The sequence below is a fragment of the Bradyrhizobium sp. WSM3983 genome, assembly GCF_000473045.1.
Taxonomy (GTDB): Bacteria; Pseudomonadota; Alphaproteobacteria; order Rhizobiales; family Xanthobacteraceae; genus Bradyrhizobium.
Window position 1 is genome coordinate 238470 of sequence record NZ_AXAY01000008.1, and the last position, 25303, is coordinate 263772.

Annotated in this window: 22 protein-coding genes and 1 pseudogene; 14 read left to right on the plus strand and 9 right to left on the minus strand. The window is 64.2% G+C overall.

All coding sequences use genetic code 11. From position 1 onward, the window contains the following. The 3 genes from nusA to infB all read left to right on the plus strand — a co-directional run bounded on the left by nusA (window position 1) and on the right by infB (window position 5094). Complete coding sequence (gene nusA, locus YUA_RS0115575) at window positions 1-1611, plus strand: transcription termination factor NusA (protein ID WP_027531551.1); 1611 nt, start codon at window positions 1-3, stop codon at window positions 1609-1611. A gap of 23 nt (window positions 1612-1634) precedes the next feature. Continuing rightward, window positions 1635-2318: an RNA-binding protein gene (locus YUA_RS0115580; protein WP_027531552.1), complete on the plus strand. Its 684-nt coding sequence runs from the start codon at window positions 1635-1637 to the stop codon at window positions 2316-2318. 70 nt (window positions 2319-2388) lie between these two features. Continuing rightward, window positions 2389-5094 (plus strand): translation initiation factor IF-2, encoded by a 2706-nt coding sequence (gene infB / locus YUA_RS0115585; RefSeq protein WP_027531553.1) that lies wholly within the window; start codon window positions 2389-2391, stop codon window positions 5092-5094. 9 nt (window positions 5095-5103) lie between these two features. Here infB and YUA_RS51640 read toward each other — a convergent pair whose 3' ends face one another. Next, a complete protein-coding gene (locus tag YUA_RS51640) occupies window positions 5104-5388 on the minus strand; it encodes a hypothetical protein (RefSeq protein WP_245285177.1) in 285 nt (94 codons plus the stop codon). On the opposite strand from YUA_RS51640, the gene rbfA reads away from it, so the two are divergent. The 4 genes from rbfA (at window position 5305) to pnp (ending at window position 9604) form a co-directional block, all read left to right on the plus strand. Beyond that, entirely contained in the window at window positions 5305-5682 is a 378-nt protein-coding gene (gene rbfA, locus YUA_RS0115590) for a 30S ribosome-binding factor RbfA (protein WP_245285176.1), read from the plus strand. The two genes, YUA_RS51640 and rbfA, sit on opposite strands and share 84 nt — an antisense overlap. Next, window positions 5679-6797, plus strand: coding sequence for a tRNA pseudouridine(55) synthase TruB (truB, locus tag YUA_RS0115595; RefSeq protein ID WP_027531555.1), 1119 nt, complete (start codon window positions 5679-5681; stop codon window positions 6795-6797). Before rbfA ends, truB begins: the two co-directional genes overlap by 4 nt. A gap of 2 nt (window positions 6798-6799) precedes the next feature. Further along, a complete protein-coding gene (rpsO, locus tag YUA_RS0115600; RefSeq protein WP_027531556.1) occupies window positions 6800-7069 on the plus strand; it encodes a 30S ribosomal protein S15 in 270 nt (89 codons plus the stop codon). A 378-nt stretch (window positions 7070-7447) separates the two neighbouring features. Further along, window positions 7448-9604, plus strand: a complete 2157-nt coding sequence (gene pnp / locus YUA_RS0115610) for a polyribonucleotide nucleotidyltransferase (RefSeq protein ID WP_027531557.1) — start codon at window positions 7448-7450, stop codon at window positions 9602-9604. Between the two features lie 110 nt (window positions 9605-9714). On the opposite strand, the gene katG is transcribed toward pnp, so the two are convergent. Further along, on the minus strand, window positions 9715-11874 hold the full coding sequence (gene katG / locus YUA_RS0115615) for a catalase/peroxidase HPI (protein WP_027531558.1): 2160 nt from the start codon (window positions 11872-11874) through the stop codon (window positions 9715-9717). Between the two features lie 114 nt (window positions 11875-11988). Here katG and YUA_RS0115620 point away from each other — a divergent pair, with 114 nt between their 5' ends. The 3 genes and pseudogenes from YUA_RS0115620 to YUA_RS48205 form a co-directional block, all read left to right on the plus strand. Then, window positions 11989-12915, plus strand: a complete 927-nt coding sequence (locus YUA_RS0115620; protein WP_027531559.1) for a hydrogen peroxide-inducible genes activator — start codon at window positions 11989-11991, stop codon at window positions 12913-12915. A gap of 7 nt (window positions 12916-12922) precedes the next feature. Next, window positions 12923-13387 (plus strand): GNAT family N-acetyltransferase, encoded by a 465-nt coding sequence (locus tag YUA_RS0115625; RefSeq protein WP_027531560.1) that lies wholly within the window; start codon window positions 12923-12925, stop codon window positions 13385-13387. Continuing rightward, a pseudogene (locus YUA_RS48205) lies at window positions 13384-13515 on the plus strand (glutathione S-transferase family protein); the annotation flags it as partial. The gene YUA_RS0115625 and the pseudogene YUA_RS48205, both read left to right, overlap by 4 nt. A 110-nt stretch (window positions 13516-13625) precedes the next feature. Here YUA_RS48205 and fabI read toward each other — a convergent pair. The 3 genes from fabI to fabA all read right to left on the minus strand — a co-directional run bounded on the left by fabI (window position 13626) and on the right by fabA (window position 16385). Continuing rightward, entirely contained in the window at window positions 13626-14426 is an 801-nt protein-coding gene (fabI, locus tag YUA_RS0115635) for an enoyl-ACP reductase FabI (RefSeq protein ID WP_027531561.1), read from the minus strand. A 174-nt stretch (window positions 14427-14600) separates the two neighbouring features. Next, on the minus strand, window positions 14601-15824 hold the full coding sequence (gene fabB / locus YUA_RS0115640; RefSeq protein WP_027531562.1) for a beta-ketoacyl-ACP synthase I: 1224 nt from the start codon (window positions 15822-15824) through the stop codon (window positions 14601-14603). A gap of 39 nt (window positions 15825-15863) precedes the next feature. Next, the gene (fabA, locus tag YUA_RS0115645) at window positions 15864-16385 is read right to left on the minus strand and encodes a bifunctional 3-hydroxydecanoyl-ACP dehydratase/trans-2-decenoyl-ACP isomerase (RefSeq protein WP_027531563.1); all 522 of its coding nucleotides are present in this window, start codon (window positions 16383-16385) and stop codon (window positions 15864-15866) included. 349 nt (window positions 16386-16734) lie between these two features. On the opposite strand from fabA, the gene irrA reads away from it, so the two are divergent. Next, on the plus strand, window positions 16735-17226 hold the full coding sequence (irrA, locus tag YUA_RS0115650; RefSeq protein WP_027531564.1) for an iron response transcriptional regulator IrrA: 492 nt from the start codon (window positions 16735-16737) through the stop codon (window positions 17224-17226). Window positions 17227-17387: 161 nt separating this feature from the next. Here the strand turns inward: irrA and YUA_RS0115655 are convergent, their stop codons facing one another. Next, the gene (locus YUA_RS0115655) at window positions 17388-17918 is read right to left on the minus strand and encodes an SH3 domain-containing protein (RefSeq protein ID WP_027531565.1); all 531 of its coding nucleotides are present in this window, start codon (window positions 17916-17918) and stop codon (window positions 17388-17390) included. Window positions 17919-18247: 329 nt separating this feature from the next. Here YUA_RS0115655 and YUA_RS0115660 point away from each other — a divergent pair, with 329 nt between their 5' ends. Next, window positions 18248-19249 (plus strand): D-glycerate dehydrogenase, encoded by a 1002-nt coding sequence (locus YUA_RS0115660; RefSeq protein WP_027531566.1) that lies wholly within the window; start codon window positions 18248-18250, stop codon window positions 19247-19249. A gap of 3 nt (window positions 19250-19252) precedes the next feature. Here YUA_RS0115660 and YUA_RS0115665 read toward each other — a convergent pair whose 3' ends face one another. Then, complete coding sequence (locus YUA_RS0115665; protein WP_027531567.1) at window positions 19253-20164, minus strand: LysR family transcriptional regulator; 912 nt, start codon at window positions 20162-20164, stop codon at window positions 19253-19255. A 116-nt stretch (window positions 20165-20280) separates the two neighbouring features. Between YUA_RS0115665 and YUA_RS0115670 the strand changes: the two genes are divergently transcribed. Then, entirely contained in the window at window positions 20281-21288 is a 1008-nt protein-coding gene (locus YUA_RS0115670) for an aldo/keto reductase (protein ID WP_027531568.1), read from the plus strand. 9 nt (window positions 21289-21297) lie between these two features. Here the strand turns inward: YUA_RS0115670 and YUA_RS0115675 are convergent, their stop codons facing one another. Next, on the minus strand, window positions 21298-22101 hold the full coding sequence (locus YUA_RS0115675) for a molybdopterin-synthase adenylyltransferase MoeB (protein WP_027531569.1): 804 nt from the start codon (window positions 22099-22101) through the stop codon (window positions 21298-21300). Between the two features lie 91 nt (window positions 22102-22192). On the opposite strand from YUA_RS0115675, the gene YUA_RS0115680 reads away from it, so the two are divergent. Then, window positions 22193-23554, plus strand: a complete 1362-nt coding sequence (locus YUA_RS0115680) for a serine protease (RefSeq protein ID WP_027531570.1) — start codon at window positions 22193-22195, stop codon at window positions 23552-23554. A 3-nt stretch (window positions 23555-23557) separates the two neighbouring features. Here the strand turns inward: YUA_RS0115680 and ggt are convergent, their stop codons facing one another. Beyond that, window positions 23558-25237: a gamma-glutamyltransferase gene (ggt, locus tag YUA_RS0115685; protein ID WP_027531571.1), complete on the minus strand. Its 1680-nt coding sequence runs from the start codon at window positions 25235-25237 to the stop codon at window positions 23558-23560. Window positions 25238-25303 lie beyond the last annotated feature (66 nt).

Consider the following 25303-nt stretch of genomic DNA (forward strand, 5'->3'; position numbering starts at 1 on the left):
ATGGCAGTCAGCGCCAATCGACTTGAATTGCTCCAGATCGCCGACGCCGTCGCCCGCGAGAAATCGATCGACCGCGGCATCGTCATCGCGGCGATGGAAGATGCCATCGCCAAGGCGGCACGGGCCCGTTACGGCAGCGAGACTGACGTTCACGCCGAGATCGACCCGAAGAAGGGCGAGCTGCGGCTGTCGCGCCACATGCTGGTGGTCGACAAGGTCGAGAACCACTCCAATCAGATCTCGCTGGTCGACGCGCAGCGCGCCAATCCCGGCGCCCAGGTCGGCGACACCATCGCAGACACCCTGCCGCCGCTCGAATACGGCCGCATCGCCGCGCAGTCGGCCAAGCAGGTGATCGTGCAGAAGGTGCGCGAGGCCGAGCGCGACCGGCAATATCAGGAATTCAAGGACCGCATCGGCGACATCGTCAACGGCGTCGTCAAGCGCGTCGAATATGGCAGCGTGATCGTCGATCTCGGCCGCGGTGAAGCCATCATCCGCCGCGACGAGATGCTGCCGCGCGAAGTGTTCCGCAATGGCGATCGCGTCCGCGCCTACATCTTCGACGTCCGCCGCGAGACCCGCGGTCCGCAGATCTTCCTCTCCCGCACCCATCCGCAGTTCATGGCAAAACTGTTCGCGCAGGAAGTGCCGGAAATCTATGACGGCATCGTCGAGATCAAGGCGGTGGCCCGCGATCCGGGCTCGCGTGCGAAAATCGGCGTGATTTCCCGCGATTCCTCGGTTGATCCGGTCGGCGCCTGCGTCGGTATGCGCGGCTCGCGCGTGCAAGCCGTGGTGAACGAATTGCAGGGCGAGAAGATCGACATCATTCCCTGGTCGCCCGACATCGCGACCTTCGTGGTCAACGCGCTGGCGCCGGCTGAAGTCTCCAAGGTCGTGATCGACGAAGACCGCGAGCGCATCGAGGTCGTGGTGCCTGACACCAACAACCAGCTTTCGCTGGCGATCGGCCGCCGCGGCCAGAACGTTCGCCTCGCCTCTCAGCTCACCGGTTGGGACATCGACATCCTGACCGAGCAGGAGGAATCGGAACGCCGCCAGGCCGACTTCGAGAACTCCACCCGCGTCTTCATGGAATCGCTCAATGTCGATGAAGTCGTCGGTCAGCTGCTGGCGTCCGAAGGCTTCACCTCGGTCGAGGAGCTCGCGATGGTGGATCTCAAGGAACTCGCCGGCATCGAGGGTTTTGACGAGGAGACCGCGCAGGAGCTCCAGAACCGTGCCCGCGAATATCTCGATCAGCAGGAAGCCGAGATCGAGGCCCGGCGCAAGGAACTCGGCGTCGAGGACGCGGTGAAGGACGTGCCCGGCGTCACCTCGAAGATGCTGGTGAAGTTCGGCGAGAACGACATCAAGTCGGTCGAAGACCTCGCCGGCTGCGCCACCGACGATCTGGTCGGCTGGACCGAGCGCAAGGAAGGCGGCGAGCAGACCAAATTCGCCGGCGCGCTCGAGGGCCTCGGCGTCTCCCGCGACGACGCGGAAGCCATGATCATGCAGGCCCGCGTCAAGGCCGGCTGGATCACCGAGGCTGACCTCGCCAAGCCGACCGAAGAGGCTGACGCGACCGAAGATCAGCCGGCTTAAGGGCGAAGGAGGATGTCGCCCGGATGCTTGCCAGCACTGACAACGAACTCGACCATGGACCGCGGACCGAAAGGTCCGCGACCATGCGTATGTGCGCTGTCAGCCGCGAGGTCCGGCCGATCGACGAGCTGATCCGCTTCGTCGTATCGCCCCGGGGCGACATAGTTCCCGATCTCAAACGCAAGCTGCCTGGACGGGGCATGTGGGTCACGGCATCGCGACAGGTGGTTGCGGAAGCCGTCCGCCGTCACCAATTTACCAAAGGCTTCAAGCGCGATCTGCGCATTCCCCAGACGCTTCCCGCTGACATCGAGGCGCTCCTGGTTCGGAGCGTGACCGAAGCCCTTGGGATTGCCGCCAAGGCGGGCCAGATCGTTGCCGGTTTCGGCAAGGTCGAAAGCGCCCTGCGGGAAGGCACGGTCGAGGTCCTGATCCACGCCAGCGACGGGGCCGCGGACGGAATCCGCAAATTGGACATGCTGGCACGTCAAAATGCCGGAAATCGCGGTACCAAGCCGCAGATTCCCGTCGTTACGGCCCTGAAATCGATAGAATTGGATTTGGCACTTACCCGGTCAAATGTGATACATGCTGCCCTGCTCGCGGGCCCGGCGAGCAAGTCATTCCTGTCACGTAGCCAGATGCTGGTCCGATACCGGATGGCGGACGCTGACAAGACTGCCGAAAAACCCGGCCAGGATTTCTGAGAGACAACGACGACCCGATAGGACGGTGCGGCAACGCACAACACTGATAAATCAGGATTAGGACTGCTGAATGGTTGATACCAAGACCCCTGACGACAAGAAGCTGAGCGTTCCGAGCAAGACGCTATCGCTCAAGCCGCGCGTCGAAACGGGCACTGTTCGCCAGAGCTTCAGCCATGGCCGCAGCAAGCAGGTCGTGGTCGAGAAGCGCGGCAAGCGCCGCATCGACGGCAGCCCTGAGCCGCAGGCTCCCACGGTTGTTGCCAAGCCGGCACCGGCCGCGCCTGCCCCTGCCCCATCACGCCCGGCACCGCCGCGCAACGCCGGCTCCGGCGTTGTGCTGCGCACGCTGACCGAGGACGAACGTTCTGCCCGCGCCAGCGCTCTGGCCGATGCCAAGGTGCGCGAAGTCGAAGAGCGCCGCGTGGCCGAGGACGAGGCCCAGCGCCGCGCCGTCCGCGAGGCTGCCGAACGCGCCGAGCGCGAAGCCGCCGAGTCTCGCCGCAAGGCCGAGGAAGAGCGCCACCGTCACGAGGACGAAGCCAAGCGCAAGGCCGAGACCGAGGCCAAGAAGCGTTTTGGCGAAGGCGAGCAGCCGGCATCGGCCGCGCGCCCTGCGACGGCGGCCCCGGCCGCCGCTGCGCCGAGGCCCGGAGCGCCCGCGGCGCGGCCGGGAACCTCCACGACCGCACGCCCCGGAACAACGACGGCGCGGCCCGGAACAACGACCGCGAGGCCGGCTGGTGGCCCGGTGGGCCGCGCGCCCGCCGTCGCAGCCGGACCGGACGAGGACGATGGTCCGCGCCAGATCCGTCGCGGCCCCGGCGGCGCCGCACGGCCTGTGGTAGCCCCCAAGCCTACCCACAAGCCCGGCCCGCAGAAGGAGCGCGGCCGCCTGACGGTTGTGACCGCGCTCAATGCCGACGAGGTCCGCGAGCGCTCGATCGCCTCGTTCCGCCGCCGCACCCAGCGCCTGAAGGGCCATGCCGCGAATGAGCCGAAGGAAAAGCTCATCCGCGAGGTGATCATTCCTGAAGCGATCACCATCCAGGAACTCGCCAACCGCATGGCCGAGCGCGCCGTCGACGTCATCCGCATGCTGATGAAGCAGGGCGCGATGCACAAGATCACCGACGTGATCGACGCCGACACCGCACAGCTGATCGCCGAAGAGCTCGGCCACACTGTCAAGCGCGTCGCGGCGTCGGACGTCGAAGAGGGTCTGTTCGACCAGGTCGACGATTCCACCGACATCGAGACGCGTTCGCCTGTCGTGACCGTGATGGGCCACGTCGACCACGGCAAGACCTCGCTGCTCGACGCGCTCCGTCATGCCAATGTTGTCTCCGGTGAAGCCGGCGGCATCACCCAGCATATCGGCGCCTATCAGGTGGTGTCGCCCGAGAGCGGCAAGACGATCACCTTCATCGACACGCCCGGCCACGCCGCGTTCACCGCGATGCGCGCCCGCGGCGCCAAGGTCACCGACATCGTCGTTCTGGTGGTCGCGGCCGATGACGGCGTGATGCCGCAGACGATCGAAGCCATCAACCACGCCAAGGCGGCACGGGTGCCGATCATTGTTGCCATCAACAAGATCGACAAGCCCGATGCCAAGCCCGAGCGCGTGCGCACCGAGCTGCTCCAGCACGAGGTGCAGGTGGAATCCTTCGGCGGCGACGTCGTCGACGTCGAAGTGTCCGCCAAGAACAAGACCAACCTCGACAAGCTGCTCGAGATGATCGCGCTGCAGGCCGAAATCCTCGACCTGAAGACCAATTCGGAGCGTCCGGCCGAAGGCACCGTGATCGAAGCCAAGCTCGATCGCGGCCGCGGTCCGGTCGCGACCGTGCTGGTCCAGCGCGGCACGCTCCGTGTCGGCGACATCATCGTCGCCGGCGCCGAGATGGGCCGCGTCCGCGCGCTGATCTCGGATCAGGGCGAGACGGTTCAGGAAGCCGGTCCCTCGGTGCCGGTCGAGGTGCTCGGCTTCAACGGTCCGCCGGAAGCCGGCGATCGTCTGGCCGTCGTCGAGAACGAAGCCCGCGCCCGCCAGGTCACGAGCTACCGCGCGCACCAGAAGCGCGAGAACGCGGCGGCCTCGATCTCCGGCATGCGCGGCTCGCTCGAGCAGATGATGTCGCAGTTGAAGACGGCGGGCCGCAAGGAATTCCCGCTGATCATCAAGGCCGACGTGCAGGGCTCGCTGGAAGCGATCCTCGGCTCGCTGGAGAAACTCGGCACCGACGAGGTCGCCGCGCGTATCCTGCATGCCGGTGTCGGCGGCATCTCGGAATCGGACGTGACGCTCGCGGAAGGTTTTAATGCCGCGATCATCGGCTTCTCGGTTCGTGCCAACAAGGAGGCGGCTGCGGCCGCCAAGCGCAACGGCATCGAGATCCGCTACTACAACATCATCTACGATCTCGTGGACGACGTGAAGAAGGCCATGAGCGGCCTGCTCGCGCCGACCTTGCGCGAAACCATGCTGGGCAATGCCTCGATCCTGGAGATCTTCAACATCTCCAAGGTCGGCAAGGTTGCCGGCTGCCGCGTCACCGACGGCACCGTGGAACGCGGCGCCAATGTGCGCCTGATCCGCGACAACGTCGTCGTGCACGAAGGCAAGCTGTCGACGCTGAAGCGCTTCAAGGACGAAGTGAAGGAAGTCCAGTCCGGTCAGGAATGCGGCATGGCCTTCGAGAACTACCACGACATGCGCGCAGGCGATGTCATCGAGTGTTATCGCGTAGAGACGATCCAGCGCTCCCTGTAAGTCCAAATCTTACCGAAGCGCCCGGATCTTTTTGAGCCGAAATTGCGGGAGTGCGATGGCCGGATTTTTTCCGGCCATCCACGCCTCATTCGTTGCAACAGGACAAATGACAACGCTCGTGTCCCAAACGCGGGCACGTCGAGGTGATTTTCGATCATGCCCCGCCATCATCAGAAAAAAAGTTCCGCGCCCGGCGGCTCGCAGCGTCAGCTGCGCGTCGGCGAGCAGGTTCGCCACGCGATAGCCGAGATTCTGGCGCAAGGCAGCGTGCATGATGCGGACCTCGAAGGTCACATCATCACCGTGCCGGAGGTGCGGATGTCGCCCGACCTGAAGCTCGCGACAATCTACGTGATGCCGCTTGGTGGCCGTGACACCGAGCTCGTCATCGCTGCGCTCGATCGCAACAAGAAATTCCTGCGCGGCGAAGTCGCGCGGCGCGTTAACCTGAAATTTGCACCTGACCTTCGCTTCCGCGTCGACGAACGATTCGACGAAGCGGAACGGATCGAGAAGCTTTTGCGAACACCTGCGGTGCAGAAGGACCTGGAACAGGATCCGGATTCGGATCGGGAAGAAGAACAATGATGATGGACCCGGCTCACGGCACGATCGGCAGCGAAGAGGCCGATCCGCGCGACCTGCAGCAAAATAATTTTGCAGATGTCGGCGGCGATGCTCAGCCGCATCAGCAAGCGCGTCGCGTCAACAACGACCCGCGCGCCAACAAGCAGAAGGGCAATCAGCCGCGCCGCGACCGGCGCGACGTGCACGGCTGGGTCGTGCTCGACAAGCCGATCGGGATGACCTCGACGCAAGCCGTCGCCGTGCTCAAGCGCCTGTTCAACGCCAAGCGTGCGGGACATGCCGGCACGCTCGACCCGCTCGCCTCCGGCGGCTTGCCGATTGCGCTTGGCGAAGCCACCAAGACGGTTCCGTTCGTCATGGACGGCCGCAAGCGCTACCAGTTCACCGTGTGCTGGGGCCAGGAGCGCGACACCGACGACATCGAGGGCCAGGTCACTGCGACCTCGGACCAGCGTCCGACCCGCGAGGCCATCCTGGCGCTGCTGCCCCGCTTCACCGGGGTGATCGAACAGGTTCCGCCGCGCTATTCGGCGATCAAGGTCCAGGGCGAGCGGGCCTATGACCTCGCCCGCGACGGCGAGGTCGTGGAACTGGCCGCCCGCCCGGTTGAAATTCACCATTTAACCCTTGTGGATCAACCAGATAACGACAGAGCCGTGTTTGAGGCCGAGTGCGGCAAGGGCACCTATGTCCGGGCGCTGGCCCGCGATATGGGCCGGATTCTCGGCACTTTTGGCCATATCTGCGCGCTGCGGCGGACCCTGGTCGGCCCGTTTGGCGAAAACGACATGATTCCGCTGGATCAGCTGGAGGCTTTGTGCGATAGAGCCGCGTCCGGCGAGGGAAGTCTCGCCGACGCGCTGATGCCCGTTGAGACCGCGCTGGACGACATCCCGGCACTGGCCGTCACACGGGCTGATGCGGCAAGGCTCCATCGGGGCCAAGCCGTTTTGTTGCGCGGACGGGATGCGCCCACTAGTAGCGGCACAGTCTATGTCACGGTAGCAGGCCGTCTTTTGGCGCTTGCTGAAGTTGGCAACGGCGAAATCATCCCCAAGCGTGTGTTCAACCTGACCGGCCTGACTGCTTCAACCGGTCGCAACGAGAGAATTTGACGATGTCGATTGCCGCAGAACGCAAAGCGGAAGTCATCAAGACGAATGCCAACAAGGTTGGCGACACCGGCTCGCCGGAGGTTCAGGTCGCGATCCTGTCGGAACGCATCAACAACCTGACCAACCATTTCAAGACCCACGTGAAGGACAACCATTCGCGTCGTGGCCTCTTGAAGCTGGTCTCGACTCGCCGTTCGCTCCTCGACTACCTCAAGAAGAGGGACGAGGCGCGGTACAAGGCGCTGCTCGAGAAGCACAACATTCGTCGTTAAGAGTTCTTGCGCGCGCCAACGGCGCGCGTTTTTGCGCGTGATTTCGAGCGAAAGCGCTTTGTTTCAAGGTTTTTGATCGAGGCTCACGCGTACGTCCGGTGCGGGCCAATGTTGCTTGGCATCCGGGGCATGATGAGCGAAGACCGCGGTTCGGTGTTCGCGTTCGTGCCGACTGACAGTCCAGCAGCAATCCGGCGGCTGGGCGCAACGGGCAAGGTGCCCGTATGACCCGAAAGGATGGACGCCATCCGACATCCGAAAACCATGGCAGGATCGCAGGACGCTGATCGCCCGCTCCGATCAGCGTCCTGCAATCTTGACATGGTTTTTGTTTTTCGAGCCGTCCCTTCTTTCGAGAAACCATGAAAGAAGACCTCTATGTTCAATAAGCATTCAGTCGAGATCGACTGGGGCGGACGCCCCCTCAAGCTCGAAACCGGCAAGATCGCACGCCAGGCCGACGGCGCCGTCGTCGCCACCTATGGCGAGACCGTGGTGCTCGCCACCGTCGTCGCAGCAAAGGCGCCGCGTGAAGGCGTCGATTTCCTGCCGTTGACCGTCGACTACCAGGAAAAGACCTACGCAGCTGGCCGCATTCCCGGCGGCTATTTCAAGCGCGAAGGCCGTCCGACCGAGAAGGAGACGCTGGTCTCCCGCCTGATCGACCGTCCGATCCGTCCGCTGTTCGTCGATGGCTGGCGCAACGAGACCCAGGTGATCGTCACCGTGCTGTCGCACGATATGGAGAACGATCCCGATATCGTGGCGCTCGTTGCCTCCTCGGCCGCGCTGACCCTGTCCGGTGCGCCCTTCAAGGGCCCGATCGGCGCAGCCCGCGTCGGCTTCGCCAATGACGAGTTCATCCTCAATCCGACGCTGGACGAGATGGTCGACACCCAGCTCGACCTCGTCGTCGCCGGCACCGCCGACGCCGTGCTGATGGTGGAATCGGAAGCCAAGGAACTCAACGAAGAGGTCATGCTCGGCGCCGTGATGTTCGGTCACCGCCACTTCCAGCCGGTGATCAACGCGATCATCGAGCTCGCCGAGAAGGCCGCCAAGGAGCCGCGCGAAGTCACCGTCATCGACAATTCGGCGCTCGAGAAGGAAATGCTCGGCCTGGTCGAGCAGGAGCTGCGCTCCGCCTACGCCATTCCGGTCAAGCAGGATCGCTACGCCGCGGTCGGCAGGGTCAAGGAAAAGGTGATCGCCCACTACTTCCCCGAAGGGCAGGAGCCGAAATACGACAAGCTGCGCATCTCCGGCGTGTTCAAGGAGCTCGAGGCGAAGATCGTTCGCTGGAACATCCTCGACACCGGCAAGCGCATCGACGGCCGCGACAGCAAGACCGTGCGCAACATCGTCGCCGAAGTCGGCGTGCTGCCCCGCGCTCACGGCTCGGCGCTGTTTACCCGCGGCGAGACCCAGGCGATGGTCGTGACCACGCTCGGCACCGGCGAGGACGAGCAGTACATCGACGCGCTGTCGGGAACGTACAAAGAGACGTTCCTGCTGCACTACAACTTCCCTCCCTACTCGGTCGGTGAGACCGGTCGCCTCGGTGGCACCAAGCGCCGCGAGATCGGTCACGGCAAGCTTGCCTGGCGCGCGATCCACCCGGTGCTGCCGCCGCATCACGAGTTCCCCTACACCACGCGCGTGGTGTCAGAGATCACCGAATCGAACGGTTCGTCCTCGATGGCTTCGGTCTGCGGCGCTTCGCTCGCGCTGATGGATGCCGGCGTGCCGTTGAAGCGGCCGACCGCGGGCATCGCGATGGGCCTGATCCTCGAAGACAAGCGCTTCGCGGTTCTCTCGGACATCCTCGGTGACGAGGACCATCTCGGCGACATGGACTTCAAGGTCGCCGGTACCGAGCAGGGCATCACCTCGCTCCAGATGGACATCAAGATCGAGGGCATCACCGAAGAGATCATGAAGGTCGCGCTCGCCCAGGCGAAGGATGGTCGTATCCACATCCTCGGCGAGATGGCCAAGGCGCTCACCAACGCCCGCGCCGAGCTCGGCGAATACGCGCCGCGCATCGAGACCTTCAAGATCGCCACCGACAAGATCCGCGAAGTGATCGGCACCGGCGGCAAGGTGATCCGCGAGATCGTCGAGAAGACCGGCGCGAAGGTCAACATCGAGGACGACGGCACCGTGAAGGTCGCCTCCTCCGACGGCGAGGCGATGAAGGCCGCGATCAAGTGGATCAAGTCGATCGCTTCCGATCCGGAAGTCGGCCAGATCTACGACGGCACCGTCGTCAAGGTGATGGAGTTCGGCGCCTTCGTGAACTTCTTCGGCTCCAAGGACGGCCTCGTCCACATCAGCCAGCTCGCTTCGGCACGCGTGCAGAAGACCTCCGACGTCGTCAAGGAAGGCGACAAGGTCAAGGTCAAGCTGCTCGGCTTCGACGACCGCGGCAAGACCCGCCTCTCGATGAAGGTCGTCGACCAGACCACCGGCGAAGACCTCGAAGGCAAGGGCGGCGAGGGCGAGAAGGCCCCGCGCGAAGCGGCCGGCGAGTAATCGCTTAGCCACATCAGAAACACGAAGGGCGGCCTCGCGGCCGCCCTTTTTGTTTGTCGCTTGTTCCGATCGATGTGCTCCCTCTCCCGCAAGCGGGAGAGGTGCAACACTCAGGCCGCGATATCGAACCGGTCGAGGTTCATCACCTTGGTCCAGGCCTTGGCAAAATCCTGCACGAACTGCTGCTTCGCATCCGACGAGGCATAGACCTCGGCGAAGGCGCGGAGCTGCGAGTGCGAGCCGAAGATCAGATCGGCGCGCGTGCCGGTCCACTTCACCGCATTGGTCTTGCGGTCGCGAGCCTCGTAGGAGCCGTCAGCGGCTGGCGCCCACTGCGTGCTCATGTCGAGCAGGTTGACGAAATAGTCGTTGGAGAGCGTGCCCACTTTCGAGGTGAAGACGCCGTGCTTCGAACCGTTCGCATTGGCACCGAGCACCCGCAGGCCGCCGACGAGCACCGTCATCTCCGGCCCGGTGAGCTTCAGAAGCTGCGCGCGATCGACGAGGGCTTCCTCCTGCTGCAGGAACTGCTGCCGCTTGCCGATATAGTTTCGGAAACCATCGGCCCGCGGCTCCAGCGGTGCGAAGGAGGCAGCATCGGTCTGCTCCTGCGAAGCATCCATGCGGCCCGGTGTGAACGCGACCTTGACATCGACGCCGGCGTCCTTGGCGGCCTTCTCGACCGCGGCAGAACCGGCGAGCACGATCAGGTCGGCAATCGAGACCTTCTTCGCGCCCGCGTTGAAGTCCCTCTGGATCGCTTCGAGCTTGCCGAGCACCTTGGATAGCTGGGCCGGCTGGTTCACTTCCCAGTCCTTCTGCGGGGCAAGACGGATGCGCGCGCCATTGGCGCCACCGCGCTTGTCCGAACCGCGGAACGTCGAGGCCGACGCCCAGGCGGTCGAGACCAGTTCCGGCACCGAGAGGCCCGAAGCCAGGATCTTCGACTTCAGCGCAGCGATGTCCTGATCGTTGACCAGCTCGTGGTCGACCTTCGGAATCGGATCCTGCCAGATCAGCGTCTCCTTCGGCACCAGCGGGCCGAGATAGCGCACGATCGGACCCATGTCGCGGTGGGTAAGCTTGAACCAGGCGCGGGCAAAGGCGTCCGCAAACTGATCGGGATTCTCCATGAAGCGGCGCGAGATCTTCTCATAGGCCGGATCCATGCGCAGCGAGAGGTCGGTCGTCAGCATCGTCGGGCGATGCTTCTTCGACTTGTCGAACGGATCCGGAATGATGGCGTCGGCACCCTTGGCGGTCCACTGGTTCGCACCGCCCGGGCTCTTCGTCAGCTCCCATTCGTAGTTGAACAGGTTCTCGAAGAAGTTGTTGCTCCACTTCGTCGGTGTCGTCGTCCAGGTCACCTCGATACCGCTGGTGATGGAATCACCGGCCAGGCCCGACGCGTGCTTGCTCTTCCAGCCGAGGCCCTGATCTTCCAGCGCGCCCGCTTCCGGCTCCGGTCCGACCAGCGACGGATCGCCGGCGCCATGGGTCTTGCCGAACGAGTGGCCGCCGGCGATCAGCGCAACGGTCTCTTCGTCGTTCATCGCCATGCGGAAGAAGGTCTCGCGGATGTCCTTGGCCGCGGCGACCGGATCCGGCTTGCCGTTCGGGCCTTCCGGGTTGACGTAGATGAGGCCCATCTGCACCGCGCCGAGCGGCTCGGCGAGCTGGCGTTCGCCGCTGTAGCGCTCATCGCCCAGCCACGTGCCTTCCGGACCCCAATAGAGTTCTTCCGGCTCCCAGACATCGGCGCGGCCACCGGCAAAACCGAAGGTCTTGAAGCCCATCGACTCCAGCGCGACGTTGCCCGCGAGCACCATCAGATCGGCCCAGGAAATCTTGCGGCCGTATTTCTGCTTGATCGGCCAGAGCAGCCGGCGCGCCTTGTCGAGGTTGGCGTTGTCGGGCCAGCTGTTGAGCGGGGCGAAACGCTGCTGACCGGCACCGGCTCCACCGCGACCGTCCGTGATGCGGTAGGTGCCCGCGCTATGCCAGGCCATGCGGATCATGAGACCGCCATAGTGACCGAAGTCGGCGGGCCACCATTCCTGCGAATCCGTCATCAAAGCGGTCAGGTCCTTGACGACCGCATTCAAATCGAGGGTCTTGAATTCCTTGGCGTAGTCGAACGCCTCGCCCATCGGATCGGACAGGCCGGAATTCTTGTGCAGCATCTCGATGTTGAGCTGGGTGGGCCACCAGTCGCGGTTCACCGGCGTGGGTTTTCCGCCCGAAAACGGGCACTTCGAAGTGTCGTCCATGAATACCTCCTCTGGTGGCGTCGCACTCGCGCCATTGACCAGGTAGAAACACTCTAAGCGTCGCGTTCGATCAGGGGAAGTTGACTTTAATGATCGCTGCGATAGGATTTTCTGATGATCAACGTGACGCTGCGCCAACTGCGGTATTTCGACGCGTTGGCGCGCCATGGTCATTTCGGCCGCGCCGCGGAGTCCTGTTCCATCTCGCAGCCGGCCCTGTCGATGCAGATCAAGGAACTGGAGGAGGCGCTCGGCGGGCTGCTGCTGGAGCGCAGCGCCCGGCAGGTCGCGCTGACCCGGTTCGGCGAGGAACTCGCACAGCGCGTCCGCGACATCCTGCGGTCGGTCGATGAGCTCGGCGATTTCGCCCGTGCCTCGCAGGACCGCTTCGCGGGCCGGCTGCGCATCGGCATGATCCCGACGATCGCGCCTTATCTCTTGCCCAAGATCACCAAGAACCTCACGCGCATGCATCCGGAGCTCGACATCCGCGTGCGCGAGACGATGACGCCGCGGCTGATCCAGGAACTGGTGGAGGGCCGGCTCGACACCGCCATCGTCGCGCTGCCGGTCTCGGAGCCCTCGCTCACCGAGGTCGCCTTGTTCGAGGAGAAGTTTTTGCTGGTGCGGCCGGGCACGGATGAGGGCACGCCGGTACCGTCGCGCGAGATGATGCGCGAGATGCGGCTGTTGCTGCTCGAAGAAGGACATTGCTTCCGCGACCAGGCGCTGTCGTTCTGCAACATGCAATCGGTGCCGCCACGCGAGATGCTGGACGCGAATTCGCTGTCGACGCTGGTCCAGATGGTCAGCGCCGGAATCGGCGTTACGCTCATTCCGGAGATGGCGGTGTCGGTGGAGACGCGATCGGCCTCGGTCTCGCTGTCGCGTTTCCGCGACCCCGAGCCCTCGCGCACCATCGGCATGGTCTGGCGCAAGACCAGTCCGCTGGCGCGGCAGCTGCTCCAGATCTCCGAGGTGGTGTGCCTGTCGGCCGGCAAGGCGCGCCCGCGGCAGGCCCCGCGCAACCAACGGGACTAAGGTCCCGATGTCGCAACCGATCATCCGCTCCGCCCGTCCCGACGAGTATGACGAGATCGGCCGTGTCTGGATGGAGAGCTGGGTCTCGACCGGACTCGCCGAGGCCAGCAACTTCCTGCTTGCCAATCTGCGCGCGCGTCTGCTGCGCGAGATCGACGACGGCGTGAGCCTGTTCGTCGCCGACGACGACGGCACGATCGCCGCCATGCTGGCACTACATCTGCCAAAATTCTATCTCGACCAGCTTTTCGTGGCCCCAGGCTATCAAGGCAAATCGCTTGGTCGCCAATTGCTCGACTTCACGCGAACGCAATTGCCTGACGAGATCTACCTGCGCTGCGTGCGCGAGAACGAAAAGGCCTGGCGCTGGTACGAACGCGAAGGATTTGTGTTCGAGAAGGAAGAGATCGCCTCGGCGACCGGTTTCATGATGAAGTGCTACCGGTGGAAGAACAAAGGAGATGCGCCATGATCAAGCTCTATTGGTCGCCCCGCTCGCGCTCCTTCTTGACGATCTGGCTGATGGAAGAGAGCGGTCTTCCCTATGAGCGCGTGCTGACCGACATTTCGACCGGTGCGCAGAAGGCGCCGGATTATTTAGCCCAACTCTCGTAGGGTGGGCAAAGCGCAAGCGTGCCCACCATCCGTATCGCAATTGTTGAGAGATGGTGGGCACGTCGCTTGCGCTCCTTTGCCCACCCTACGGCGTCCTACTCCGAGGCTTTCAGATCGTCCGGCCGCGGCATCAGGACGGTGTTGTAGCCGGAATCGACATAGTGGATTTCGCCGGTCACGCCGCCGGAAAGATCCGACAGCAGATACAGCGCCGAGCCGCCGAGCTCGTCGAGCGTGACACCGCGGCGGAGCGGCGAATGCTTCTGCATGAAGGCAAACATCGCGCGCGCCTCGCCGATGCCGGAGCCGGCGAGCGTGCGGATGGGGCCGGCGGAGATCGCGTTGACGCGGATGCCGCGCGGTCCGAAATCGGAGGCGAGATAACGAACCGAGGCTTCCAGTGCCGCCTTGGCCACGCCCATCACGTTGTAATTCGGCATCGATCGCTCCGAGGCGCCAAAGGTCAGCGTGATCATGCTGCCGCCCTCATTCATCAGTTCGGCCGCGCGTTTCGCGACCTCCGTGAACGAGAAGCAGGAGATCACCATGGTGCGCGAAAAATTCTCGCGGCTGGTGTCGGCGTAGCGGCCCTTCAGCTCGTTCTTGTCGGCGAAGCCGATCGCGTGGATGACGAAGTCGAGCTTGCCCCACTTTTCGCGCAAGACGTCGAACGTGGCATCGACGCTGGCGATGTCCTCGACGTCGCAAGGCAGCACCAACTCGACGCCGAGAGAATCCGCGAGCGGCTTGACGCGCTTGCCGAGGGCCTCGCCCTGGAAAGTAAAGGCGAGCTCGGCGCCGTGGGCATGCAGCGTCTTCGCCATGCCCCAGGCGATCGAATGATCATTGGCGATGCCCATGATCAGACCGCGCTTGCCTTGCATCAAACCTTCCATTGTCTAGTGGCTCCCATTATCCGGCGTCATCGCCCGCCTTGTGCGCACTTGCGCACTGGGGCGGGCGATCCAGTATTCCGAGACATTTGCTGCAAAGCGAGAGGCCGCGGCGTACTGGATGCCCCGCCCCAGTGCGCAATTGCGCACAAGGCGGGGCATGACAGCGTGCCCAAATCACACATCCTGCCGGCTGAACACCAGCGTGGCGTTGGTCCCGCCGAAGCCGAACGAGTTCGACAGCACGGTGCCGATTTTGACGTTATCGATGCGCTTGCGCACGATCGGCATGTCGGCGAACACAGGATCGAGCTCCTGGATGTGCGCGCTCTCGCAGATGAAACCATTGTTCATCATCAGCAGCGAGTAGATCGCCTCCTGCACGCCGGTCGCGCCCAGCGAATGGCCGGTCAGCGCCTTGGTCGCCGAGATCGGTGGGCACTTTTCGCCGGCGCCGAACACGCGGCGGAGCGCGTCGATCTCCGGGGGATCGCCGGCCGGCGTCGAGGTCGCGTGCGGATTGATGTAGTCGACCTTGGTCTTCACCGTGGACATCGCCATGCGCATGCAGCGCTCGGCGCCTTCACCTGACGGCGCGACCATGTCGTAGCCGTCGGAGGTCGCGCCATAGCCGACGATCTCGCCGTAGATGCGCGCGCCGCGCGCCTTGGCATGCTCGAGCTCTTCCAGCACCAGCACACCGGCGCCACCGGCAATCACGAAGCCGTCGCGGTTGACGTCGTAGGGACGCGAGGCGGTAGCGGGCGTGTCGTTGTACTTCGAGGACATCGCGCCCATGGCGTCGAACAGCACCGAGAGCGACCAGTCGAGCTCTTCGCAGCCGCCGGCGAAGACGACGTCCTGCTTGCCGATCTGGATCGTCTCATAGGCGTTGCCGACGCAATGGTTCGACGTTGCGCAGGCCGAGGAGATCGAATAGTTCACGCCCTTGATCTTGAACCAGGTTGCAAGCGTCGCGGACGCCGTGGACGACATCGCCTTCGGCACTGCAAACGGACCGACGCGCCTCGGTCCTTTGGTGCGGGTGATGTCGGCGGCTTCGACGATGGTGCGCGCCGAGGGGCCGCCGGAGCCCATGATGATGCCGGTGCGGATGTTGGAGACGTCCTCAGGCGACAGACCGGCGTCCTGGATCGCCTGCTCCATCGCGACGTGATTCCAGGCCGCGCCCTGGCCGAGGAAGCGCATCGCGCGCCGATCGACCACTGTCGACGGATCGAGTGTCGGCGCACCTTGCACCTGCGAACGGAAGCCGAGCTCGGCGTATTTCTCAGCCCGCGAAATGCCCGACTTCGCCTCGTGAAGGCTCGCAAGCACTTCCTGGGTGTTGTTTCCGATCGACGAGACGATACCCATCCCGGTGACCACAACCCGCCTCATGACAGCCTCGCCTCAATCGTTGTCGTCTTGGTGATGCGCTTAGCTCAGGCTCGTGCCCTGCTTGAACAGGCCGACCTTCAGATCCTTCGCGCGATAAATAATCTGGTCGTCGACCGAAAGCCATCCGTCGGCAATGCCGAGCACGAGCTTTGAACGCATCACGCGTTTGATATCGACGTTGTACACAACCTTGCGGGCCTCGGGCAGCACCTGGCCACTGAACTTTAATTCGTTCAAGCCGAGCGCGCGGCCACGACCTTCGCCTCCGGTCCAGCCCAGATAAAAGCCGACCATTTGCCACAGCGCATCGAGGCCGAGGCAGCCGGGCATCACGGGATCGTTCTTGAAGTGGCAGCCGAAGAACCAGAGGTCGGATTTCACGTCGAGCTCGGCACGCACCACGCCTTTGCCGAACTCACCGCCATTGTCGTTAATTTCCGCGATGCGGTCGAACATGAGCATCGGCGGCAGCGGCAGCTGGGCATTGCCCGGGCCGAACATCTCACCGCGGGCACATGCCAGTAGATCTTCGTATTCGTAGCCGTTGCGCCTGTTCAGCATGCGGAAGCCTTTGTTCTAACCCCGATTGAGCGGCGTTTCTGGCAAAATGGGCTCCGTCCTGCTCGGAAGGCAACCCAATTGCCGCCGTCAGGTGCCAATATCGGGGCGCCGGATCGACCGGGGGCCGGGCCCCAATGCCTGGCTGCGCCAAAATCGGTTAAGCGGAACCGCGCGCTCTCTAACACAGGCCTTTTCGGGTAGCAAAGCGATCCCATGAAGGTAAAATGACCGGGCTGCGGCCCAGTTCCATTGCTGATTAGAACCACTCTAGTTGCGAGAAACTTGCATCTGCATCTATCTGTCCATATATTGCAGATAGATAGTGTTCACGCGTGCCCGAATTCTGGAAATGAGCGAAAACAACGCCACTCATCACGACGAAGACGCCCATGCGGCCGCCCTTCTGTCCGGCCGCCAGCCGGCCCTGACCGGCTGCCCCTGGCACGACGTCAATGAAATGCTGCAGTCTGCGGGCCTGCGCCCGACGCGTCAGCGCATGGCTCTCGGCTGGCTGCTGTTTGGCAAGGGTGCACGTCACCTCACGGCTGAAATGCTCTACGAGGAAGCGACGCTGGCCAAGGTCCCGGTCTCGCTCGCGACCGTCTACAACACGCTGAACCAGCTGACCGATGCCGGCCTGCTGCGTCAGGTCAGTGTCGACGGCACCAAGACCTATTTCGACACCAACGTCACCACCCACCACCATTACTACCTCGAGAACAGCCACGAGCTGGTCGATATCGAGGATCCGCATCTGGCACTGTCCAAGATGCCGGAGGTGCCGGAGGGTTACGAGATCGCGCGCATCGACATGGTCGTGCGCCTGCGCAAGAAGCGCTGAGTCTCACACTCTAGCGTCGTCCCGGCGAAGGCCGGAACCCGGACCGCGTGATTTATCGATAGGCGCAGTTGTGAGTATCGCGGGTGGTTGGATGACAACCAGTCGTCGTCAAAGCTCTGCCTGTGATTATGGGTCCCGGCCTTCGCCGGGACGACCACTGGTCAGTTCACCTGCTCGTCGGCGTAGACGCCCCAGAGGCGCTCCTGCTGGATCCAGCCGTCAAAGCCGTTGCCGGTGACGTGGCACCAGCTTGTGGTGCACTTTTTCACCTGCGTGACGACGCCAGCCTGGAGCTTTGCGGCCACCGCGCTGTCGGGATCGGCGCGATCATAGATCGGCGCGAGGTCGTCCTTGTGCTTCATGGTGACCACCGCAGTGCGGCGGCCCGACAGCAGCGAGTGATAAACCCAGCCCTCGGCGCCCTCGGAATCGCGCACCCGACGCCAGTTCTCGAACTCAGCGGTGATTTCGACCGGCAGGCCGGACCGGGTGTAGACCCAGGCCACATCATTGTCCTTGGTCGGGCCGGCGCGGACATTCACGTGATCCGATTTGAGGCTGACATAGCGCGGCACCGGAAGGCCGCTGGCCGTCTGAGGTGTGGCGTCCTTGGCCGAGTGCCCGGGGCTGACCGAGGCGCTCAACCACGTGCAAACGAGCGCCATCACCGCACAAAAACGCCCCAACGCCATCAACCCGTCTCCTGTCGAAGACGCAGGCCTAAGCCCGGTCCTCACCCCAAATTCCAAAAACCTGCCGTGTAGACCCCTGTCCCGCCCCATGCGGGTGTTCCGCCAAGCCTTGACCCGTGGTTCTTGTCTTGGCCCGGCCTTCTGCTAGAGAGGACGGACATCTGGAGAACCAGTTTGCCCCGATTTTCCGGCCGGAAAGTGGGGGGAGAGCTTGAAGGAAACGCCGGGGACGGCACGGCTAAGGCAGTGTCGAACAACCGGGTTAATGAGGCCTCAACGGCCGGCCTTTGGCGACAGAGGCGGCCTGCAACGCCTCATGAGGGCATGACATGTCGGTGAAGAAAAAGCCCCTCGTCGTGGTGACGCGCAAACTGCCGGACTCGATCGAGACCCGGATGCGCGAACTGTTCGACGCGTGCATCAATCTCGACGATACACCGATGTCGGCCGAGCAGATCGCGGAAGCCGCGCGCACCGCCGATATCCTGGTTCCGACCGTCACCGACCACATCAGCGCCGACATCGTCAACCAGCCTGACTGCAAGCTCCGCCTGATTGCCAATTTCGGCAACGGTGTCGACAATATCGACGTCGAGGCCGCGCATGCCCGTGGCATCACCGTCACCAACACACCAAAGGTTCTGACCGAAGACACCGCCGACATGACCATGGCGCTGATCCTGGCGGTGCCGCGCCGGATGATCGAAGGGGCCTCGGTGCTGACGGAAGGAAAACCCTGGGCGGGCTGGTCGCCGACCTGGATGCTCGGCCACCGCATCGGCGGCAAGCGCCTCGGCATCATCGGCATGGGCCGCATCGGCCAGGCGGTCGCACGCCGCGCCCGCGCGTTCGGCTTGCAGATCCACTATCACAACCGTCGTCCCGTGGCGCCGAAGATCGCCGAAGAGCTTGGCGCGACCTATTGGGAAAGCCTCGACCAGATGCTGGCGCGGATGGACATCATCTCGGTGAACTGTCCGCACACACCGGCAACCTATCACCTGCTCTCGGCGCGGCGGCTGAAGCTGATCCGCAAGGACGCCTACATCGTCAACACTGCGCGCGGCGGAGTTACCGACGAGGACACGCTGATCAAGCTGATCGAAGGCGGCGAGATCGGCGGCGCCGGCCTCGACGTTTATGAGCACGAGCCGGCGGTCAACCCAAAGCTGGTGCGGCTCGCGAAAGCCGGCAAGGTGACGCTATTGCCCCATATGGGCTCGGCCACGATCGAAGGCCGCGTCGAGATGGGCGAGAAGGTGATCATCAACATCCGCACCTTCCTCGACGCACACAAGCCGCCGGATCGCGTGCTGCCGAGCATGCTCTGAGGCTTATTTCGCGCGCGGCTCGCGCTTGCGCCAATCGGCGACGAAATCGATGAAGGCGCGCAGCGCCGGCGGTGTCTGGCGCCGGCTCGGATAGTACAGGAACGGGCCCGGGAACGGCTCGCACCAATCCTCCATCAAGCTGACCAGCGCGCCGGATTTTAGGGCTTCGCCGACATAACCATCGAGCGTCGCCCAGATGCCGACGCCATCGAGCGCGGCGCGCATCGCAAGGCCCATATTGGTCGAGATCAGTTTTGCGGGCGGATCGACCTTGACGACCTGGCCGGCCTTCTCGAACTCCAGATCGTGCATGACGCCGCTCGAATAGCGCGCGCGAATGCAATCGTGCTCGAGCAGATCCTTCGGATGCTTCGGCCGACCGCGTCGCGCGAGGTAGGCAGGCGACGCGACGACGACATAGCTTTGCGGACCGCTCAGCGGTATCGCGACCATGTCCTGCGCGAGGTGCTCGCCATAGCGCACACCGGCATCGTAGCCCCCGCTCACGATATCGACGAAACCACTCTCCGAGACAATGTCGAGATCGACCTGCGGGTGCTCGCTAAGAAATGGTCCGACCATCGGCGCCAGCACCAGGTCGACCGCCGGCGGCGGCGCGTTGATGCGCAGGCGGCCTGAGGCGATCTCGCGCAGGCCCCGGACCTGATCCAGGGCATCGCCAACGTCGCGCAAGGCCGGGGCCACCCGCGACAGCAACAGCTCTCCCGCCTCGGTCAGCGCGACGCTGCGGGTGGTGCGGTTCATCAGGCGGACGCCCAGGCGCTCCTCCAGATCCCGTAATCGCTGGCTAAGGCTTGATACGGACACGCGAATTTCGACCGCCGCGCGCCGGAAATTGCGGGTGCGGGCGACCGCCACGAAGGCGTCGAGATCGCGCAGGTCAGGATCGGCCATTGTTCGCCAAAGTGAACAAGCTATTCCGGATTGTCCAGCTTATCTGCGTAATCGGGAAGACGCATATCTGCCCTCATCACGCGGCGCGGTCCGCCGCCTTTTCGAGGAGAGCCATCATGGAACAACGCAAACTCGGTTCGACCGGCCCCAACGTGTCCGCCCTTGGCCTCGGCTGCATGGGCATGTCGGAGGTCTATGGTCCCGCCGATCGCGGCGAAGCCATCGCCACGGTTCACGCCGCGCTCGATGCCGGCATCACGCTGCTCGACACCGGCGATTTCTACGCCATGGGTCACAACGAGATGCTGATCGGCGAGGCGCTGAAAAATGTCGCGCGCGAAAAAGTGCAGATCAGCGTGAAGTTCGGCGCGCTGCGCGGTCCCGCCGGTGACTTCATCGGAATGGACACGCGGCCGGCCGCGACCAAGAATTTTCTGGCCTATTCGCTGCAGCGGCTCGGCACCGACCACATCGACGTCTATCGCCCGGCGCGGCTCGATCCCAGCATTCCGATCGAGGAGACGATCGGTGGTCTCGCTGATCTCGTGAAGGCCGGCTATGTCAGGCATATCGGCCTGTCCGAGGTCGGCTCCGACACCATCCGCCGCGCACACGCCGTGCATCCGATCGCCGATCTCCAGATCGAATATTCGCTGATCGAGCGCGGCATCGAACGCAATATTTTGCAGACCTGCCGTGAGCTCGGCATCGCCATTACCGCTTACGGCGTGCTGGCGCGCGGCCTGATCAGCGGCCATTGGTCGAAGGAGTCCGGCAAGACCGGCAGGGATTACCGGCTGATGACGCCGCGCTTCCAGGGATCGAACCTCGATGCCAATCTCGCACTGGTGGAGCAACTGCGCACTATTGCCGCCGAGATCGGCGGAACGCCCGCACAAGTCGCGATCGCCTGGGTCGCCGCGCAGGGCAAGGAGATCGTGCCGCTGATCGGCGCCCGCACCCGCAACCGTCTGACCGAGGCGCTCGGCGCAGCCAAACTAACGCTGACGCAAGCTCATCTCGCCGCGCTGGCAAAAGCCTTCCCGCCGAACGTCGCCGCCGGCACGCGCTATGCGGCCGAGCAGATGGCGCATCTCGACAGTGAGAGGCCGGCGACGATTTAGCGGCTTCAATCAGGTGCGATGGGCACTGAGATCAGTGATCACCGGCCCATCGCCATTGAGCGGATTGGCCGGATCGCGCGCATAGCGCAGCGTCTCGAAGCGCATCGCGCGCGCATCGATCATCAGGAGGCGGCCGACCAGGCCGTCGCCGAAACCGACGATCTCGCGGATCGCCTCCATTGCCATCATCGAGCCCATGACGCCCGCAAGCGCGCCCATGACGCCGGCCTCGGCACAGGCCGGCACGGTGCCGGGCGGCGGCGCCTCCGGAAACAGGCAGCGATAGGTCGGGTTGAACACGCCCTGCTCGTTTGTCTCATGCGCGCGGATGGTGGTGAGCGAGCCGTCGAACGTGCCGAGCGCCGCGGTGATCAGCGGTCGCCTCGCGAAGAAGCAGGCATCCGAGACCAGATAGCGCGTCGAGAAATTGTCGGAACCGTCGAGCACGAGATCGTAGTCGCCGATCAGGCTGAGCGCATTGTCGGCATTGAGCCAGGTCGCATGGCCGACGAAGCGGACATGTGGATTGAGCGCCGCGATTCGCTCGGCCGCGCTCTCGACCTTGTGCCGGCCGATGTCAGGCGTCGTATGGATGACCTGGCGCTGCAGGTTGGACAGCGACACGACGTCGTCATCAACCACGCCGAGCGTGCCAATGCCGGCGGCCGCCAGATACATCAGAGCAGGCGCGCCGAGCCCGCCGGCGCCGATCACCAGCACGGACGCCCGCTTCAGCGCAGCCTGGCCGGGACCACCGACATCGCGCAGCACGATGTGGCGGGCATAGCGTTCGAGTTCGTCCGGGCTGAGCAAGCTCATCTACTCCTGAACCACCCCAACATTGTTCGCGACCAAGAAGATGTGCTTCAATGGCAGCGCGTTCAATGGGCTGGCTGGATTTGTCATGAGATCGATGCTTGCGGCAACACTGATGTTGGCGTCCGCCACAGGCATCAGCGCCCAGATGACGACGCCACAGCTCCCCGGCAGCAAGCCGAAAGTGGTCCAGACCGTCCCGATCCGCCCGCCCGCATTGCAGACGCCCTCAGAAACCGCGGACGGAATGGCGCAGGCCGAGCGGCTGTCGCTGCAGTCCGACCTCGCCTGGGTCGGCGAATATAACGGCGCCATCACCGGCGATGTCAGCTCGCGCATGGTCGATGCCATCAGGGCGTACCAGAAGGCCAAGGGCGGCAAGCCGACCGGCGTGCTCAATCCGCAGGAGCGCGCCGCGCTCGCAGAAACCGCACGGCGGAAGCAGGACAGCGTCGGCTGGAAAATCGTGACGGAGATGACCAGCGGCGCGCGGCTCGGCATTCCCTCAAAACTGGTGCCGCAGCAGGCGACCGACGCCAATGGTTCGAAATGGACCTCACCGACCGGAACGGTGCAGGTGCTCCTGAGCCGTCGCAAGGAGGCTAACCCGACCACGGCGAAGCTCGCGGACCTGGAGAAAAAGGAGCCGGCCGGACGCAAGGTCGACTACACCGTGGTGAAGCCCGACTTCTTCGTGCTGTCGGGATTGCAGGGCCTGAAGAAATTTTACGTGCGCGGCACCTTCAAGGGCGACGAAGTCCGCATCATGACGATCTTGTACGACCAGGCGACCGAGAACACGGTCGAGCCGGTCGTGATCGCGATGTCGAGCGCATTCAATGCGTTTCCGACCGGACCGCAGGCCGCACCGCCGCCGCGCAAGACCGTCGAATACGGCACCGGCATCGTCGTCAGCGACGACGGCGCAATTGTCACGGATCGTCTCGTCACCGATTCCTGCCTCGCGATCACCATTGGCGGTTACGGCAATGCCGACCGCGTCGCCGAGGACAAGGAGCACGATCTGGCGCTGCTGCACATCTATGGCGCGCGTGGCCTGAAGCCGTTCAGCCTGACAGGCGGCGCCGCGAAGACGAGTGTCGATGTCGTCGGCATCGCCGATCCCCAGAGTCAGGGCGGCGCAGCCGGCGTGTCGAGCGTCAAGGGCGCGCTGGCATCGCTCGGTGGCGGCGACTCCGCGCTGTCACCGCCGCCGGCCGTTGGATTTTCCGGCGGCCCGGCCATCGACAGCGACGGCAAGTTCGCCGGCGTTGTGCTGTTGAAGCCGGCAATGGTTGCGGGACCGGCGACAACGGTGCCGGCATCACAGGCGGTGATGGTTTCCCCTGATGCCGTGCGCGATTTCCTGAAATCGAACGGCGTCGCCGCGAACGGCACGTCGACGGATGCGAAGGCCGCCGTCGTGCGTGTGATCTGCGTGCGGAAGTAATGATCAGCTCAGCCTGAACCTGATCCCGCTCTTCGCGAGCCCGCCGGAGATCCCGACCGGCGTGCCGTCCGCGCGCCAGCAGGCGGCGCCGGTCATGGTGCCGTCGTCGTGGAAGGCGATGCCGTTCATGCCGCCGGCGACTGTCGCGACGGGCTGGACCTTGTGGCCAAGCGCCGCGAGTTTTGCGCGCACGGCCTCCGGCACCGTCTGCTCGACCTCGAGGGCGTTGCCTTCGGTCCAGACCCGCGGCGCCTCGACGGCCTCCTGCAGGCTCATGCCGTGGTCGATCAGATTGACCAGCGCCTGCATCGCGCTCGGGAAGATGCGCTTTCCGCCGGGCAGCCCCAGCGCGTAGCGCAGCTTGCCGTCGCGGAGCGCCATCATCGGCGACATCGAGGTCGTCACGCGCTTGCCCGGCGCCAGCGACAGCGCATGGCCCGGCCGCGGATCGAACAGGTTCATGTAATTGTTGGCGATGGCGCCGAGACCGGGGATCATGATCTTGGCGCCGAACAGATTGTTGATGGTCTGCGTGGTCGCGACGACATTGCCGAAGCTATCTGCCGCCGTCATATGCGTGGTGTGCGCGCTTTCGAGCTGCGACACGCCGGCGCCAAAAGCCTGCGCACACGCCGGATCGATGGCGCGGCGGCGCTCTTCGGCGTAAGCCTTCGAGGTCAGCTTCTCCACGGGCACGCCGACATAGTCAGGGTCGCCGCTGGCCGCAGCGCGGTCGGCGAAGGCAATTTTGAGCACTTCGGCGAGGTAGTGAATGGTCTCTGATGTGCCGAAGCCGAGGCCGCCGACGTCGTAGCCCTCCAGAATGTTCAGCATCTGCGCGATGTGCACGCCGGAGGCCGCGGGCGGCGGCGGCCCAAAGATGGTCCAGCCGCGATAGTCGGCGCGGATCGGCTGCCGCTCGACGGTTTTGTAAGCCGTGAGATCGTTGCGGCGGATGAAGCCGCCGGCCTTCTCCATGTAGTCGACGAGAATGTCGCCGAGCGGCCCCTCGTAGAGCGCGGTCTCGCCGTGGTCGGCGATATAACGAAGTGTCTCGGCATATTCAGCCTGCACCACGCGCTGGCCAACCTTGAGCGGCTCTCCATCAGGCAAATAGATCGCCGCGATCGGCTTGTCCTTGCGCATCGCGGCGGCGCTCTCGCTGATGCATTCATGCAAATAAGGCGTCGCTGCATAGCCGCGCGCGGCATGCTTGATCGCGGGTTGCATGATTTCGGCGAGGCTCATGGTGCCGAACCGGCGCAGCGTCTCGCACCAAGCTTTCAGCGATCCCGGCGTTGCAACCGCCTTCGGGCCGTTCAGGTTCTCGTTGCCGACGGTGTCGAACACGTCGTGCGCCGAGCCCGGCCTGGAGGTGTAGGTGGTGTCGCGGACCGCCGCCGGCACGGTGCTCTGGCCGTCGATGAAACGGTGGCTGCCGTCGGCGAGGCGGATATGCGCCATGCCGCCGCCGATGATGCCGACCATCATGGGCTCGACCACGGTCAGCGTGAACAGGGTGGCGATCGCGGCATCGATGGCGTTGCCGCCGGCGGCCAGCATCTCGGCGCCGGCGCTGGAGGCCAAGGGATGGTTGCTGACCACCATGCCGCGGCCCGAGACCGCCGGCATCTTCTGGCACTCGAAGGTGGTTGCCGTCCGGTCGCGCCAGTTTCCGCCCATGCCGCCTGTCCCTTTCATTCACGGCGGCGAGCACATCACACGCAGGATTACGGGTCCAGTAATGGT